The organism is Gemmatimonadota bacterium (genome assembly GCA_009835325.1).
In the GTDB taxonomy this organism is placed as follows: domain Bacteria; phylum JAAXHH01; class JAAXHH01; order JAAXHH01; family JAAXHH01; genus JAAXHH01.
This window is the reverse complement of the sequence record VXWP01000017.1, coordinates 36,847-53,021: the sequence shown is the minus strand read 5'-3', so window position 1 is coordinate 53,021 and position 16,175 is coordinate 36,847. Positions and strand designations below refer to the sequence as shown.

Below are 16,175 nucleotides of genomic sequence, written 5' to 3'. Positions count from 1 at the left end.
GGATCCGTCTTCGTCAGGCGTTGCGTATCAGGTCGTCCCACGATGGCGCGATGCCGTCCCGCCTTCGTCGGGAAATGTTCAGGGCCGGGCCGTCGGGACGGACGCCGTGCTGGACGATCACGTCGAAATAGGGCTCCCGCGTGGCTTCCAGCAGGCTCAGCAGACGCGTCCGCATGTCCGCCAGTACGGCCGGATCCGCGTCCGCGAGATTACGCAATTCGTACGGGTCTTCCCACAGGTCGAAGAGCACTTCGTGACCGGTTTCGTAGAAGGCGTACTTCCATCGTTCGGTAACCAGCCCGCGCCAGTCCGCGTAGTCGAAGTGCACCCTGGGCGCCCCCACCATTTCGAGCAGTACTTCCCCGGGCCCATTGAAATCCGCGCCCCTCAAGGCCGGAGAAAAGTCGGCGCCCTGCATGTGGACCGGCACGGGCGCTCCGGCCAGGCCCAGGGTCGTGGGCGCCATGTCCACCAGGCTGAACAGGTCCGGCCGCGCGCCCTGGGTTTCGATGATTCCCGGCCCGTGAAAGACCGCGGGTACCCGTACGGACTCCTCGTGGGGGTGCCCCTTGTCTTCCATCTGGCCGTGGCTTCCCATAAAGTCGCCGTGATCCGAAAAGTACACCGTAACCGTGTTGTCCCGAAACCCATCCATGCCGCCCACCGCGTCGAGCAGGCGGCCGATGTTCCCGTCCAGATTCTCGATCATGGCGTAGTAGGCAGCCAGCCGTTCCCGCAGATCGGCCTGGCCGCCGAAATTCGGGCGAGTCTTCAGGGACGCGGGATCGAACCGCATGAAGGCATCCGGTGCTTCGAGGGGCCAGTGGGGCGGCTCCACGCTGAGGACGAGAAAGAGCGGCCGGTCCCCGTCGTAGTCCTGCAGGTACGCGATGGCCATGTCGGTCAATGCATCGGTCTGGTAACCCGGCATGTGCGTCGGGTCGATGTCGCCTTCCCGGTAGTAGAATCCCTTGAACGGCGCGTTGTTCATCTCGAATCCGTACCAGTCCTGGAAACCGCCCCGGTGGAACTCCGGTGTGCGCGCCGCCCCTTCGAGGTCGTAGTAGCCCGGGTCGCGCCTCACCTCCGGGGGGATCTGGTCGCGCACCGTCCCGCAGTGCCACTTGCCGAAATAGGCGGTATGGTAGCCGGCTTCGCGAAGCAGGGTAGCCGAGCTCGGCGCCGCCGGTTTGTACACGTCGTGAAACCCCTGCACCGGACCGGCGTGGGCGTGGCGACCCGAGAATATGGTGCCCCGCGAAGGCGTACACACGGGACAGTTGGCCCGGGCGCGCATGAAACTCACGCCCTCCGCGGCCATGCGGTCCATGTTGGGGGTTCGCAGGTTGGGGTCCCCCGCGTGGCCCATGGCCTGACCCGCGTGTTCGTCGGACAGGATGTAGATGACGTGCGGTTGGGGCATGTGCCGGGTCTACTCCTTGGCCGTCGAGCCGGCCGACGGGTTCGTCCGCTGCTGCCGCTTCCAGTAGAAATAGAAGGGCAGGCCGATGGCCAGGATGACGAGGCCCAGCAACGGACGCGTAAAGTCGCCGATCAGGGCGTTGACCAGCACGCCCGCGGCGATCAGGAGGAACAGGACGGGGGTTACGGGATAGCCCCACACCCGATACGGCCGGTGCAGGTCCGGTTCCTTTCTCCGCAGGATCATCAGGCCGACAACCGCCAGCGTAAGGAATACGTAGGTGTAGAACATGGCGAAACTGACGATCTCGACGAAGGTGCCCGTCAGCGCGAAGACCGACGCCCACAGCCCCTGCATTACGATAGAAACCACTGGCGTCCGGTAACGGGGGTGCACGTACTGGCACACCCGGAAGAAGATCTCGTGATTCGCCATGGCGTGATAGACCCTGGGCGCCACCATCAGCTGGGCGTTGACCGTGCCGAAAGTCGTCAGCATGATGGCCGCCGATATGGCCATCGCACCCGAGGGGCCCACCAGGGCCTGGAGAGTATCGGCGGCCGGCCGGCGTGACGCCTGGAGTTCTTCGAAGGACAGGACCGTCAGGTAGACGACGTTGGCCAGGATATAGACCGTGGCCACGATGGCCAGCGCGGCGAAAATCGCCCGTGGAATGCTCCGCGCCGGGTCCTTGATCTCGGTCGCGATGAACGTCACGAAAAACCAGCCGTTGTAGGCGAACAGCGCACCCAGGATCGCCAGGCTCAGGCCGCCGAGGAGCGCGGTCCCCGTCTTCTCCTGCACGAGCGGGGTCCAGGAGACTTCCGTGCCCGTTGCCATGGTAAAACCGAGGAGGATGACGGCAAGGACGGCGCCGACCTTGATGAAGGCGAACACGTTCTGAACCGATCCGCCGATCTTGACGCCGAGGCAGTTGACCACGGTCAGGAAGAGGATGCATCCCACGGCCAGCCACCGTTCGGTCCAGAGGTCTTCTATGCCGAAGAGTCCGCCGGCGTACCGGGCGAATACGGTGGCCACCGCGCCCATCGCCCCGGTGATGATGATGAAGAGAAAGGCCCACCCGAAAAGAAAGGCGACCAGGTCCGTGTTGTAGGCGCGCCTCAAAAAGGCATAGGTGCCCCCGCTACGCGGTATGGCCGCGCCGAGTTCCGCGTAGCACAGGGCGCCCGCCAGAGCCAGCACGCCGCCGATGATCCAGACGAACAGGCTGAGCGCGGGCGAACCGACCTGCGCGGCCACCGTGCTCGGCACCATGAAGATGCCCGATCCGATGATCGCACCGATGATGACCGCTGTACCGGTTTTTGCCGTCAGTACCCGGAGCAGCCGGGGTTGACCCGCCGGCAATATCTCTTCTACGAGTTCGTCGTCATGGGTAGGTGACATGAGTGCTCCTGTTAGATTGCGGCCTGGATGTTCGTCATGTACTCATTCCGGCGCAATGACCGGTGCGGCTTCCAGTCGCGATGGAACCGGTTCGACCCCGTGAAACCGGGTGCCGTGCTCGAACCAGGACCGCGGGGCGGCCTGCCCCCACAGGGTCTGGCGCCGGGTGTCCTTCAGGTCCCAGACCCGCGCGGGATGATCCGGGTCGACGGTGACGTAGTCTCCCGTGAACAGCTCGATCCGGTGGCCGTCCCGGTCGAACAGGTACAGGAAGAAGGCGTTCGAGATGCCGTGGCGCCCCGGTCCCCGCTCGAAGGCGTCGCGGTGCTGCGAGCTGGCCAGGCGGTCGCAGAAGTGGATGATGTCCATGGCCGTGGGCACGTAGACGCCGATGTGATGCAGGCGCGGCCCCAGCCCGTTGGTGAAGGCGATGTCGTGGACGCCGCCCCGGCGGTGCAGCCAAGTGGCCCAGAGGTCGGCGTCCTCGTCTGTGATGTCGGCCACGGTCACCTCCGTCGGCCGGAATCCGAGCGACTCGGCGTAGAAGGCCGTCATCCCGTTCACGTCATGGGAGAACAGGTTGAAATGGTCGATGCGCTGGATATGGGCGCCGTGGTAACGGTGGTACTCCTGCAGCAGCAGGTCCCGGCGCTCCATCTCGTGGTAGAACTCCAGGGGGATGCCGAAGGGATCGTCCACGTGCAGCGTGCGGCCCTGGGCGTACCGGTCGACGAAAGCCGTCCGGCAACCGGCGCCGTCGTAGAAGGCTTCAGCCCGGTCCAGGTCGGCGTCTCCGGCGACCTTGAAGGCGATGCGGTGCACGACCGGTTCGTCCGCCTTCGTCAGGACCAGCGAATGGTGGTTCCGTTCCTCCATTCCGCGCAGGTAGAGCGCATCCCCCACGTCGTCCTCGCAGACGTACCCCAGCAGGTCGATATAGAAGTCGCGGGCGTAGTCCAGGTCCGTCACCCCCCACTCCGCATGGCTGGCGCGGACGATGTTGAAGGGCGGGGAAGGATTCGCTGCGGGAAGGGCCACGATGCGTCCTCTTATTTTCCCAGTTTCGGCACGGGGTGGTGTTCCAGGGCGATGTCGATGTTCTTCGTTTCCATGTAGAAGTCGAAGCTGTAGTCGCCCCCGTCCCGGCCGATCCCGCTCGCCTTCATGCCGCCGAAGGGCGTGGGCAGGTGGCGCACGTTCTCCGAGTTCACCCAGACCATGCCGGCATCTACGCACTGGGCGAAGGCATGGGCGCGCGTGACGTCACTCGTCCACAGGTAAGCGGCCAGGCCGTAGTCCACGTCGTTCGCCACCTCCAGCGCTTCCGCTTCCGAGTCGAAGGGGATGGCCGTGAGAAAAGGGCCGAACACCTCCTCCCGGGCGATGCGCATGGACCGGTCGGCGTCACCGAAGAGCGTGGCCTCGAAGTAGTTGCCGGCGCCGGTGTGTTCCGGGCATCTCCCCCCGGCGATCAGCGTGGCGCCCTCCTGCAACCCAGTGGTCACGTAGCGCTGGACCTTCTCCAGGTGCTGCGGGTGGATCAGGGGACCCAGTTCGGTGGCCGGGTCGAAGGGGTTTCCCAGGCGGATGCGCTTCACTCGTTCCGCGAGCCGCCCGGTGAATTCGTCGTAGACCGTCCGCTCCACCAGCACCCGGCTGCCCGACGTGCACCGCTCCCCGTTGAGGCTGTAGATCATGAATACCGTGGCGTCCAGGGCCCGGTCCAGGTCCGCGTCGGCGAAGACGACGACCGGGTTCTTGCCGCCCAGTTCGAAATGCACTCGCTTCAGCGTATCGGCGCCCTGGCGCATGATGGCCCGACCGGTCCGCGTGTCGCCCACGAATCCGATGGCCTTGACGTCCGGATGCTCGGTGAGTGCCCGCCCCGCGGTCTCGCCGATGCCGTTGACCACGTTGACCACGCCCGGGGGAATGCCCGCCTCGTGCACCAGTTCGGCCAGGCGCGTGGCCGTGACCGGACTCCATTCCGCGGGCTTGTGTACCACCGTGCAGCCGGCCGCCAGTGCAGGCGCCATCTTCCACGTGCTGAGCATGAAGGGCGTGTTCCAGGGCGTGATGAGGCCCACCGGCCCGATGGGCTGTCTCAGGGTATAGTTCAGGTGTCCGGCCGCCGGCAGGGAGAGGCCGTCCGACGCGCTTTCGGCCCGGTCCGCGAAGAACCGGAAGTTCTCGGCGGCCCGCGCCGCGGCCTTCGACATGAACCGGATGGGCTGGCCCGTGTCGAAGGTCTCCAGCAGGGCGATCTCCTCGCCGTTCGCCTCGATCAGGTCGGCCACCCCGTGCAGCAGCTTTTTTCGCTCGGTCCCGGACGTATCGCGCCAGTCGGCGAAGGCCTCCGTTGCCGCGCGGGCCGCGGCGTCGACCTCCCCCGGTCCTCCGCTCGCCACGGTGCAAAGCACGGAATGGTCGATGGGCGAGGCGTTCTCGAAGGTGTCGCCGCCGGCGGAAGGGACGGACGATCCGCCGATGAGATGTCCGATGCCTTCCTCGCGGAAGCGGGCGATGAACCGCTTCGCTTTGGCCTCGTTCGGGTGTGCCTGCGTGGAAACCTGGATGGCTATGATCCGCCCTCCTTGAGACTGGCCACCACGTCGTTTTCCAGGGCGCCCAGTCCGTCCACTTCCAGCCGGAGGCGGTCGCCCGCGTGGATGTGGGATATGCCTTCCGGCGTGCCCGTCCAGATCATGTCCCCGGGGTTCAGGGTCATGTAGGCGGTGATGTACTCGATGAGTTCGGCGACGCCGTGGCGCAGGTCGCCGGTCCAGCCTTCCTGGCGGAGTTCCCCGTTGACGTAGGTGCGCAGGTGCACGTCGGTGGGATCGATATCGTCCGCGGTGGTCAGGAAGGGGCCGAGCGGGCCGAAAGTATCGAAACCCTTGGCCTTGATCGGCGGCCTGAAGTAGTTGCTCACGAAGTCCCGGATCGTCAGGTCGTTGCCGATGGTGTAGCCCCCCACGTAGTCCAGGGCCTGTGCGGCCGTCACCTTCCGGGCGGGCCGGCCGATCATGGCGACGAGTTCGCATTCGTAGTGCAGGTAGTCGAATTCCGGGGGCACGACGATCTTTGCGCGGTGGCCGATGAAGGTCTGGGGCATCTTGTTGAACAGGATGGGTTCCTCGGGCAGGTCCAGGTTCAGTTCCTTCGCGTGCTCCGTGTACCCCAGCGCGACGCCGATGGCCTTGCTCGTATGGGCCACCGGCGGCAGGAACATGACGTCTTCCGGATCGTAGGCGACCGTGCCCACCATGAGTTGTCCGTTCTCGAAGACGGCCTCGAGGACCTGGCCGTTGCAGGCGAAGCGTGCTGTTTTCATACCTGATCTCCGTTATGTGCCATTACACCTCGTACCACTGTCATACCTCATACCACTGTTCCACGGCTTGCACCAACGCTTCGGGACGGGCGTACCGGTCTTCCATCTCCCGGATGGCGGCTTCCACTTCCTGCGCCGACGGGACGAGGTCCCGCTGTCCGGCGGACAGGTCGTAGACCGACCGGCCTTCCGTGGACAGGAGCATGTCCAGGTCGATCCGGCCCGCGGGCCGGCGCTTGAGCAGGGCAGAGTAGGTGTCGCAATACAGGTCCGGATCGTACGCGTCCGTCTCGCATGCCTCCCCCGTTTCATCGAGCAGCCCGAATCGCGACGCCACCGCGCGCAGGTCTTCCCACAGCGCATACATGATGTCGGGCTGCGCGTCCCCCTTCTCCCGTTCGTGCAGCGGGCTGACGCTTCGTTCCTTGCGCTGTGTCTCGATGAGCCGCCTGACCCGCCGGGAGGGCGTCGGTATGGCGAAGTAGGCGGATTCCCCGTCCGAGAGCAGGGCCTCGACGGGGTCCTGCTCCCTGCGGACGAGTTCGACCAGCCGGTTGCCGATGATCGGGACCTCGCCGATGAGGATATCCCGGTCGTCCCGGTGCGCATCGGCCCAGTGCCCGACGGCTCGCCTGGCCCACAGGCCCACGGCCTTGCGGACGCCTGCGTGGGTGATCCCGTCCTGCTCGTGATAATGTTCCTTCACGCGGTCGTTTGTCAAGAACGGCAGCCGGCAGACGTCCCACTGGAGCAGGTGGGGCGTGCGCCCGCGGCCGTGGGCCAGGATGGCCAACTGCTGCAGCAGAAGGCTCTTCCCGGTGCCCGGCAATCCGGCGAGGAAAACCATCTTACGGGCGTCCACCAGATGCCGAAGGGTCTGGAACAGTCCGCTGTCTTCGGGTATCAGAAACATGTCTGAGCGTGTCCTACCACTGCAGGGCGTGTTCGGATCGTTCGGCCGTGCCCCGCACGCGGGCCCCCCGCTTGAAGCGGTCCACGTCCGGCATCTCACCCACCGGGATCTCCACCAGGGTGGGACCGTTTACGGCGAATCCCGCTCGGATGGCCCGGCGCAGTTCCTCCGGAGTCTCCGCCCTGATGCCACGGGCGCCGAAGGATTCGGCCATCCGGACGAAATCAGGGTTGTGCAGGTCGGACGCGATCACCCGGTTGCCGTACAGTTTCTGCTGCATCCGCTTCACGTTGCCGTAGGCGTTGTCGTTGAAGAGGAGCGTCACGAGGCCGATGCGGTGCTGGACGGCCGTGGCCAGTTCCTGCACGCCGAACATGAACCCGCCGTCGCCCGTTACGGAGAGGACAGGCTTGTCCGGGTGGGCGACCTTCACGCCGAGCGCCGTGGGGAAGCCCCAGCCCAGGGTGCCCTGGTAACCCGTGGAGATGAAGGTGTAGGGTTTGTACACGGGCATGATCTGCCGCGCGGCGTACCCCACCTGGGTCAGTTCTTCCACGAAGAGGCCGTCCTCGCCCAGTTCCTCCCGGATCACCCGCAGGAAGGAGGTCTGGGGTTCCAGGAACGCGAACATCTCCTCGGTCTCCGCTTTCAGCGCGCGCATTTCGGCTTCCCGAGACGGGCGGACGCGGTTATGCCTTTCCACCGCTTCGACCAGCAGGGGCATGGCGTCTTCGGTCCGCGCCGTGATGGCGATGTCCGGCCGGGCGATACGGTCCTGGGCCCTGGCGTCCACCTCGATGCGGATGGTCGTCAGGTGCTCGTCCACGCCCCAGTAGAGCTGTGGGATCGCCAGCCGGGACCCCACGGCGAGGACGACGTCCACCTTCGGCCAGAGCTTGTGGGCCGCGGGGTTGGGATGGCTCAGGTAGTGGCGGCTGTCGAGCACGCCGCGGCCCGTCCGGTACCCGATGACCGGCGCCTGGAGCAGTTCGGCGAGCCGCGTGATCTCTTCGGAAACGTTCATGGCCCCGCGGCCGACGAAGATCATGGGGTTTTCGGCCCGGCCCAGCTTCCGCGCGGCGGCCTCCAGCATCTCCGTGTCCACCGGGGGATTGGATATGGGTAGCGGCCCGGGAATGCGCGGCGCTTCGCCTTCGGACGCGAGCACGTCCCAGGGACATTCCAGGCCCACGGGGCGCGGCCGGCCGGAATTCAGCTGCCGGATGGCCTCGGCCGTCCTGGACGGCGCACCGGCGGTACTTTCGATCCGTGCGGCCCACTTGGTCAAAGACCGCAGCACATCGAGCTGGCCGTTGATCTCGTGCAGCTGGCCCGTGTGCCGCCCAAGGTACTTCGTAGGGATCTCGCCCGTCAGGCAGAGCACCTTCGCGTTGGTGGCATAGGCCGTGGAAAGGGCGGCGGTCCCGTTGAGAAACCCCGGTCCCGGTACCACGTTGTAGACCCCGGTCCGGTCTGTCGAGAGGGCGTATCCGAGCGCCATGTACGCCGCGCCCTGCTCGTGGCGCGTGTGGACGAGGCGTATTTCATCCCGATGGTCGTAGAAGGCGTTGTAGAGGGCGTCGTTCTGCACGCCCGGCAGTCCGAAGACGGTATCGATTCCGTGGGCGGTCAGCGTCCGGACGATGGCTTCGGCGGTGGTCATCTGTTGCATGGAGGGCGGGTTTCCGGGAAAGGTGGACGGCCGGTCACAGGTCGATCCGGTACAGGGGTTCCAGGCCCCGGGCGACCCGGTCCGTGTTCTCCGCGGCCGCGGCGGCCCGCCGGCGGGAGGTACCGTCCGTCACCCCGGCGATATGGGGCGTGACGACCACGTTGGGCAACTGGTAAACGGGCAGGGAAGGATCGGGCGGTTCCTGGGCGAAGACGTCGAGACCGGCGCCGCCGATCTTCCCCTCGACCAGGGCGTCGTAGAGGGCCGCTTCGTCCACGAGGGCGCCGCGGGCCACGTTGATGACGCTGGCCGTCGGTTTCATGAGCCCCAGCCGCCGTCCGTCGATGATATGGCGGGTCTCGTCGTTCAGATGCAGGTGCAGGGAGAGGAAGTCGCTTTCGGCCGCGACCCGGTCCAGGTCGTCCGGCCCGCCGATGAAATCCGGCTGTATGTCGTCGAGCACTTCGGATTCGATCTCCCGGACGTCGATGCCCAGGATCCGCATGCCGAAGGGCTTGGCCCGTCGGGCCAGGGCCTGGCCGCTCGCACCGAATCCCACGATGCCCAGCGTCTGGTGCTCCAGCTCGTATCCGAGCGGATTGTACATACGGCCTTGTCGTAAGTTTTCTACCGCTTCCCGGTACCGCCGCGATACCATAATGATGAACATCATAGCGGTCTCGGCCAGGGCGACGTCGCTGAACAGTCCGGGGGTATTGGCCGTGGGGATGCCCTTCGTCTTGATATAGGCCAGGTCGAAGTGGTCGAATCCCGTGCCCACGATCTGCCACAGCCGGCAGTCGCCCGCGGCGTCCATCATCTCCCGCGTGCCCCGGCTTCCGCCCTGGTCGATCACCACGTCCACTCCGGCGAACTGGAGCGCCAGGGGTTTGTCATCGTCGAAATCCCTCAGTTCGTGGCGGTCGCCGATGGCCTCCCGGATGTCCACGCACCACGGGCTGTAAATGGGGCGTACGGGAAGCAGCAGGACGTTCAGGCGTTCCATCGAATCTCCAGTAAATGAATCTGCAGTATATGAATCTGCGGTAAATACTCGGGTCAGGCCCCTGGCAGGTCCACCGGGGTCGTATCCTGCACGTCGGTCCGGAACACCCACGTGCCGTCCTTCACGTAGTGGACGGCGAAGGCCAGGCGCGGCCGGGTGTGCGACCGGTTGGCGTAGGAGCCGTGCACCGTCCTGCTGGTGAAGAACACCCCGCTGCCGAGCGGCACCGTCAGCCGGACGAGGTCTTCCTCCTCAATGCCCACCACGTCGAAGGAGTAGAGCTTCTCGGTCCATTCGCGGCCGTCCGGCGATCTCATGCCGTAGTCACTCTCCCAGCTCATGTGCTCCGGATTGGTGTTCAGGGTCGTCTCGCGCAGGGTGTCCCTGTGGCTACCCGGCGCCACGCAAAGTCCGCCGTTCTCCGGATCGGTATCGCTCATGGCGATCCAGCAGGCCATCAACGTGTCGGGCTCGTTGGGCAGGTAGTGGGCATCCTGGTGCAGCGAGATGCCGGCGCCGCCCAGTTTCTCGTCCGGTTTGGCCGGTTCCTTGGCCATGTACATGGTCTGTACGATGCGGGGCCGTCCGCCCAGGATCTGGCGGGCGACGCCGGCCACGTTGGGATGGTGGGCCAGCCGTTGCCAGAAGGGGTCCGAGAGGTGGGTACGGAGCCCCTGCTTCAGAGACTCGGCTTCCGGATCGGCCTGGTGCCGGACGAACGCCTCGACTTCATCCGCCGTCAGCAGGTCCGGGACGACGAGATAGCCTTCTTCGTGGAACCGGGCGACCTGTGCGTCGGTGAGCTGGATGGACCGGGTTTTCTGCGTCATATTCCGCCGTGGCCTCGCGGGTATCGAGCGAAGAAAAGGACTCGGAACGCGGCGTGGATTCGCGCCGGAAGGCAATCAACCTAAGAAAACGATCCGGGGATTTCCGGTCAAGGAGTATGTCCCGTACAAACCGGCTGTCCGCCGCCGCGATTCCGGGCCGCTACAACTGGTTGAGCAGCATCAGTTCGCCGGGAAAAGGATGGAGGTAGGTCTGGTCCTGCAGGTAGGTGATGTCGAACTCGCGCACGTAGTGCCGCAGCATGACCACGGGCACGATCAGGGGCAGCAGCTCCTCGTGGTACTTCTGGATCATGCGCGTCAGTTCACGGCGCGTGCGGCCGTCGAGCCGGTCGGAGACATAGCCCGCCATGTGCTGCAGCACGTTGGTATGGTTCCGCCGGGACGGCGTTCTTTTCATGACCCGGTTGAATTCGCCCAGGTAGGCGTCCGCCAGTTCCCGGGTGGTGGCGTAGCGCTCCGGTTTCGCCAGCAGCCGTCCGAGACGGCGCGTGCCCTCCTGGCTGTGCGCCATGAGGAGGTACTTGTAGGCCCGGTGATAGCTCATCAGCGATTGCCGGGTCAGGCCCGAATCGGCGAGCTGCAGCCAGCGGTAGCAGGCGAAAACCCGGCTGATGAAGTTCTCCCGGACCCGCGGGTTATGCAGCCGCCGCTCTTCTTCCACGGGCAGATGGGGCAGGGCATCCATCAGCCGCCGGGCGAATATCCCGCGCCCGTTCCGGAGCGCGGGTCCTTCGGGCTGGACGACGGGTACCCGTTCCATGCCGCACGAGGGTGACCGGCTCTTGAGGATGTAGCCGCTGAGCCGGGCCTGCTCCAGGGTCTGCACGCGTTGCCGAGCGAACCAGTCCACCCTGTCGGTGTGATCGACCCCGTTTTTCGTCAGCATCCGGACATCGCCGTCGACCCGGGTCAACTGCACGGTCTCCCGCGGGGTACCCATGCCCGCTTCCACTTCCGGACACACCGGGATCCACTCCACGTAACGGCCGACCACGTCCACCAGGTAGTCGTCGCGCTTGTGTCCGCCATCGTAGCGGACGCGCTCACCGAGCAGGCAGGACGAGATGCCGATGCGTACGGGCATTTCGGCCCGGTGGATATCCATCATGGCCAGTTCGCTCATCTCGCTCATCTCGCTCATCTCGCTCATGGCAGGACGTCGGTCAGGTTACGCTACCAGCGGTCGATTGCGCCGAGCAGCAGTTTCTGTTCCCTGGTTCCCTTCTCCCGCATGGCGGTCACCCGTGGGCCGTCGAAGGGTTCCCGGGACTTCATCCAGGCGTTCTGGTAGCACATCAGGCAAACCCTGCGGTTGCGGTCCGACTGGTTGGCGGCTCCGCGGTGAAAGAGCCAGCCGTCGAACAGGACGGCCTGTCCCGGTCTCGCCAGTACATGCTTCTCGTCCGGAAAACGGGCCTGGGTCTCCGGCGGCTTGAAGGGCGCCCGGTGGCTGCCTGGCACGATGACGATGGGTCCGTTCTCCATAGTCAGCTGGTCGAGGTAGTACCCGCAGTTGATCTGGCCCGGCTCGTTGCCGTAGGGCGGCGGCTCCGGATCCTTGGGCCAGGGTATGTCCCGGTGCCAGTTCTGGTCCGGTTCGCCCGGTTTTGTAACCCGCGCCGTCGCGCTGTGCAGCTGGACGCAGTTGCCGAGTATGGCCTTCATGCGGTCCAGGACGGGTGGATTGTCCAGCAGGAATGCGAACCGTTGGTCCTCTTCCAGAAGTTGGTGCGTGAAGGACTCGCCGTGCCGGGAGAAGGTCTCTTCGAGGGCGTCCCGAAGCTGCTCGATCTGCCCGGAGGTCAGCGCATCTTCCACGACCAGATAGCCCCATTTCCTGAAGAAGGCGGCCTCCCGTTCCAGTTCGGGGGACAGGTCCGGGTTCATTCGCGGCCCGACGATTTCGGCATCATATCCCATGATCAGAAGAAACCGAGGTCCTCCCGGGCCGCGCGCCGCGCCGCTTCCTCGTCCAGCGTAACGCCCAGGCCCGGCGTCTTGGGCAGGTCGATATGCCCGTCCCGGATCAGGTCCCGTTCCACCGTCAGCGTATTCCACACTTCGTCGTCCAGGTGATGGAATTCGAGTACCTGGAAGTTGGGTACTGCCGCGCACAGGTGGCACACGGCCATCGTCCCGATGGGGCCGCAGATGTTGTGCGGCGACAGGGGGATGTAGTACATGTCCGCCAGGTCGGCGATCTTCCGGCCCTCCAGCAGGCCTCCCGCCTTGGCGTGATCGGGCGAGATGATGTCCGCCGCCTGCGCCTCGATGAGGTCCCGGAAGCCGTGACGGGTGTAGAAGTTCTCCCCGGTGCAGATGGGGACGCGCGTGGCCTGGGTGACCTTCGCCATGGCCTCGATGTTCTCCGGCGGCACGGGGTCCTCCAGCCACATCAGATCAAGGTCCTCGATGGCGTAGGCCACCTTGAGGATGTCCACCGGGGCGTAGTTCCAGTGGGCGTCGATGAGCAGGTCGGTATTGGGGTCCAGGGCCTCCCGCAAGGCGGTGATGACGTCGACGAAGTAGGCCACGTCGTGGTTGCTGATGGTCCGGTTGTACCGGTCGCGTCGCGAGGGCTGCGGATCGATGTCGAACTTGATGGCGTCGAAGCCCCGGGCTACCCCGGCCCGGCCCTTAACCGCGTAGGCTTCCGGCGTTTCCTCGTCCCCCGCGTGACAGTCGTTGTATACGCGGATGCGGTCCCTGAACTTGCCGCCGAGCAGTTGCCAGATGGGCACGCCGCAGGCCTGTCCCGTGATGTCCCACAGGGCCATTTCGATCCCGCTGATGGCGCTCATGACCGCACCCTGGTAGAATCCGGAAGCCGACATGGAACCCATCATGTCGTGAAAGATCTTGTCCACGTTCCGCGGGTCCTGGCCGATGAGCGCCCTTTCGACCAGCCTGGGATCGGTGGCGATCTGGTGGACCCCGGCGCCGTGATAGGCCTCGCCGATGCCGACCAGCCCCTCGTCGGTCCTCACCTTCACCAGCACCCAGGGCATGGGCTGGAGCAGCACGGCCCCCACGTGTGTAATTTTCATGCTCATTGCATCCAGGTCAACGCATCCCGGGTGTTGAGAAAGGGAACCGATCGTTCAAGGAAGGTCTCCAGCAATTCCCCGGGCGTCAGATCGGACGTGTCGATGTCGAATTTCCGGTGGATCCAGGACTGCGCGACCTCTTCATCGAACCGTTCCAGGATGCGTTCGACGTCCTCCGCCGGGACCAGTTGCCGGGGATGGGGGTCCGTCTCCATGCGCCGCCGGATGACCTCCGGACGGGCGTGGAGATGGACGAGGATCGCGTCGTCCGGCATGTCCGGCTCGTATTCCCGCACCGCGATGTTGATCCCCGGGTAATAGTACCGGGGCCCGTACACCATTTCCTCGATGTGGAACCCGCCGAGGAGGATGTGATCGAACTTGTGCATCAGCCGGACGTGGTACACGATCTGGAACCGCTGGAACCGCTCCTTGATGGCCGGCAGCATGTCGATGAATCCCTGCTGCTCCGCTTCGTCGAGGTGGTACGCGTCCGGGATGGTGAAGTGGTCGTCGAGGTGGTGGTGGACGCCCCGTTCGTTTCCCCAGGTATAGAGCCCGTCGATCAGCGTCGAGACCCCGGCGTATTCGCAGCCCACGGCGATCAACCGCATGGGCGCTCCTTTCGAGGTTCCGCATGGCGCATCAGTTCAGCTCCTCGTGTTGCTGCGTGTACCGCTGCAGCGCGTCGTAGTCCAGGTCGCAGCCGAGTCCCGGTTTCATCGGCGTGGGCACGTGTCCGTCCACGAAGGTGATGGGCTCTGCGATGAGATCGTCCTCCCGGGTCCACCCGCCGACGAAATCGGAGGCCATGGTGCAGTTCGGAGCGGCGGCGGCGGCGTGCACGAAAGAAGTGTCCGAGATGCCGAGGTCGTTTCCGGAACCGTGCCAGCAGGGCAGGCCGGCCGCGGCGGCCACGGCGGCGTTGCGCTGGAATCCGAACATGCTGCCGCCCAGGTTCACGCAGTCCACCACGCCCCGGCCCCCGTCCGCCTGCAGGGCGCGCACGACCCCTTCACCGTTCCCCAGGTGCATGGCCAGGGGGAAGGGGATGGCCCGGTGGATCTCCTCGTAGCCCGCGATGTCCGTCTTGGGTATGGGATCCTCGAAGACCTCCACGTTGCCCAGGGTTTCGAGACGGCCGGCCAGCTCGATGGCCTGGGCGGCCGTGTAGAACCGTTCGTTGGGGTCCACCGTCACCTTGAACTCCGGACCGGCCACGTCGCGCATGGCCTTCAGGCGCTCGTACATGGGTTCTTCGAGCCGGCACTTGATCTTGACGCCCGTGAATCCGAGGCGCAGCCCTCTTTCCACGGCCTTTGCGCCGTCCTCCGGCGTCTGGTGGCCCATCCAGTAGTCGGCCCGGACCCGGTCCCGGACCGCGCCGCCCAGGAGGGTGTGCACGGGCAGCCTCCGGACCCGTCCCACCAGGTCGAGCACGGCCATCTCGTAGGCGTCATAGGCCGGACCCGTTCCCACGGTGAGATCGTCCGCCGCCCGTTCGGCGCGGCGCCCGAAGATGTCCTGCGGCGTGATTTCCTCGGGATCGCGGCCGATGAGCAGCCTGGCCCCTTCCCGGACCTGTTCGATGGGCAGGCCCCGGCCGGTCTCCCCGATCCCGGCGTACTCGGTGTCGGTATCGACCCGTATGATGTGCTTGGGCACCTCGTCCCACCCGGTCTTCTCCGCGTATTCCGGACTGTGCACCCGGCCGGGTATGGTGGGTACGACGACGGTCCATACGGAAACTGCGGTGATCTTCATCGTGGTCTCCCCGGGAAGGCGCGATAGCGGCTCGTCAGTTGTTCCGCCATCCCGCCAGAAAAGATTCTATATTCAGGCCGGAAGGCATTTCCTCGAAATAGTAGTGCATGGGATCCGACTGGAATCCCGGCACGTACTGGAGCGCATCGGACTGCATCTGTTCGTCCAGCGGCTCGAAGCGCCGCCAGAGCGTGTCCAGCTCGCCTTCGGTGAACCGTGGTTTCAGGTCTTCGTCGTGCGAGATGTCGCTGCCGTAGTGCGGTCGGACCGGATGGGTGGCGAACCTCATCTTGTACGCGATCTTGGAAAGGAGCACGGCGCATACGATCCGACCTGCTTCACCGGGATGCAGCGCGGCGACGCCTTCCTGGAAAGCGTCCTCGTCGCCGTCGATGGCCGCGCGGAAGATGGACTCGATCCGGTCGGTCTCATCGTCATATCTGCGCCGGATGTCCTTGAAAACCGCCTGCAGATCGGAAGGCAGACATTCGATGAAGCCGAGGTCGCGGAAGGTCCGGTTGACGTAGGGGAAAACCGGCCCTCCGTAGGAACGGTAGCCCAGGTGTATGGTGCGCCGGGTCCTGGCGCTGTAGTCGCTCCCCCAGTGCAGGATCGTGTTGGTATAGACCACGCCGTCGCCCGCGTTGAGCTCGACCTGCACGCCGCCGGGCAGCGGTTCGCGGGGGTTTTGTGCCAGGCAGCGGTTTTCTTCGGCCGTGTTCCCCCTGCGGTGACTCTTCGGCACGACCCAGAGC

16 protein-coding genes (1 of these 16 running past the window's edge) are annotated in these 16,175 nt (G+C 65.5%); all 16 read right to left on the bottom strand.

Going from position 1 to position 16,175, the window contains the following annotated elements; genetic code table 11:
* Positions 1 to 13 precede the first annotated feature (13 nt).
* On the bottom strand, positions 14 to 1,423 hold the full coding sequence (locus tag F4Z81_01955; GenBank protein MXW03811.1) for a sulfatase-like hydrolase/transferase: 1,410 nt from the start codon (positions 1,421 to 1,423) through the stop codon (positions 14 to 16).
* Positions 1,424 to 1,432: 9 nt separating this feature from the next.
* Positions 1,433 to 2,833, bottom strand: coding sequence for an amino acid permease (locus tag F4Z81_01950; protein MXW03810.1), 1,401 nt, complete (start codon positions 2,831 to 2,833; stop codon positions 1,433 to 1,435).
* Between the two features lie 42 nt (positions 2,834 to 2,875).
* On the bottom strand, positions 2,876 to 3,871 hold the full coding sequence (gene hpaD, locus F4Z81_01945; GenBank protein MXW03809.1) for a 3,4-dihydroxyphenylacetate 2,3-dioxygenase: 996 nt from the start codon (positions 3,869 to 3,871) through the stop codon (positions 2,876 to 2,878).
* Positions 3,872 to 3,882: 11 nt separating this feature from the next.
* The gene (gene hpaE / locus F4Z81_01940) at positions 3,883 to 5,415 is read right to left on the bottom strand and encodes a 5-carboxymethyl-2-hydroxymuconate semialdehyde dehydrogenase (protein ID MXW03808.1); all 1,533 of its coding nucleotides are present in this window, start codon (positions 5,413 to 5,415) and stop codon (positions 3,883 to 3,885) included.
* Positions 5,412 to 6,167: a 2-hydroxyhepta-2,4-diene-1,7-dioate isomerase gene (locus tag F4Z81_01935; GenBank protein MXW03807.1), complete on the bottom strand. Its 756-nt coding sequence runs from the start codon at positions 6,165 to 6,167 to the stop codon at positions 5,412 to 5,414. Before F4Z81_01935 ends, hpaE begins: the two co-directional genes overlap by 4 nt.
* A 40-nt stretch (positions 6,168 to 6,207) precedes the next feature.
* Positions 6,208 to 7,080: a hypothetical protein gene (locus tag F4Z81_01930; GenBank protein ID MXW03806.1), complete on the bottom strand. Its 873-nt coding sequence runs from the start codon at positions 7,078 to 7,080 to the stop codon at positions 6,208 to 6,210.
* Positions 7,081 to 7,093: 13 nt separating this feature from the next.
* The gene (locus F4Z81_01925; GenBank protein ID MXW03805.1) at positions 7,094 to 8,752 is read right to left on the bottom strand and encodes an acetolactate synthase; all 1,659 of its coding nucleotides are present in this window, start codon (positions 8,750 to 8,752) and stop codon (positions 7,094 to 7,096) included.
* Between the two features lie 34 nt (positions 8,753 to 8,786).
* The gene (locus tag F4Z81_01920; GenBank protein ID MXW03804.1) at positions 8,787 to 9,758 is read right to left on the bottom strand and encodes a D-glycerate dehydrogenase; all 972 of its coding nucleotides are present in this window, start codon (positions 9,756 to 9,758) and stop codon (positions 8,787 to 8,789) included.
* Positions 9,759 to 9,811: 53 nt separating this feature from the next.
* On the bottom strand, positions 9,812 to 10,588 hold the full coding sequence (locus F4Z81_01915) for a phytanoyl-CoA dioxygenase family protein (GenBank protein ID MXW03803.1): 777 nt from the start codon (positions 10,586 to 10,588) through the stop codon (positions 9,812 to 9,814).
* A 160-nt stretch (positions 10,589 to 10,748) separates the two neighbouring features.
* Positions 10,749 to 11,759 (bottom strand): DUF523 and DUF1722 domain-containing protein, encoded by a 1,011-nt coding sequence (locus F4Z81_01910; protein MXW03802.1) that lies wholly within the window; start codon positions 11,757 to 11,759, stop codon positions 10,749 to 10,751.
* Positions 11,760 to 11,782: 23 nt separating this feature from the next.
* On the bottom strand, positions 11,783 to 12,529 hold the full coding sequence (locus tag F4Z81_01905) for a phytanoyl-CoA dioxygenase family protein (protein MXW03801.1): 747 nt from the start codon (positions 12,527 to 12,529) through the stop codon (positions 11,783 to 11,785).
* Positions 12,530 to 12,531: 2 nt separating this feature from the next.
* The gene (locus tag F4Z81_01900; protein ID MXW03800.1) at positions 12,532 to 13,656 is read right to left on the bottom strand and encodes a mandelate racemase/muconate lactonizing enzyme family protein; all 1,125 of its coding nucleotides are present in this window, start codon (positions 13,654 to 13,656) and stop codon (positions 12,532 to 12,534) included.
* A gap of 2 nt (positions 13,657 to 13,658) precedes the next feature.
* Positions 13,659 to 14,270 (bottom strand): hypothetical protein, encoded by a 612-nt coding sequence (locus F4Z81_01895; GenBank protein MXW03799.1) that lies wholly within the window; start codon positions 14,268 to 14,270, stop codon positions 13,659 to 13,661.
* A gap of 31 nt (positions 14,271 to 14,301) precedes the next feature.
* Entirely contained in the window at positions 14,302 to 15,420 is a 1,119-nt protein-coding gene (locus F4Z81_01890; protein ID MXW03798.1) for a hypothetical protein, read from the bottom strand.
* Positions 15,421 to 15,454: 34 nt separating this feature from the next.
* Positions 15,455 to 15,736: a hypothetical protein gene (locus F4Z81_01885; GenBank protein MXW03797.1), complete on the bottom strand. Its 282-nt coding sequence runs from the start codon at positions 15,734 to 15,736 to the stop codon at positions 15,455 to 15,457.
* A 118-nt stretch (positions 15,737 to 15,854) separates the two neighbouring features.
* Positions 15,855 to 16,175: the 3' portion of a hypothetical protein gene (locus F4Z81_01880; protein ID MXW03796.1), read on the bottom strand. It continues 492 nt past the right edge of the window; only the last 321 of its 813 coding nucleotides appear in the window; the start codon falls outside the window, past its right edge; the stop codon is at positions 15,855 to 15,857.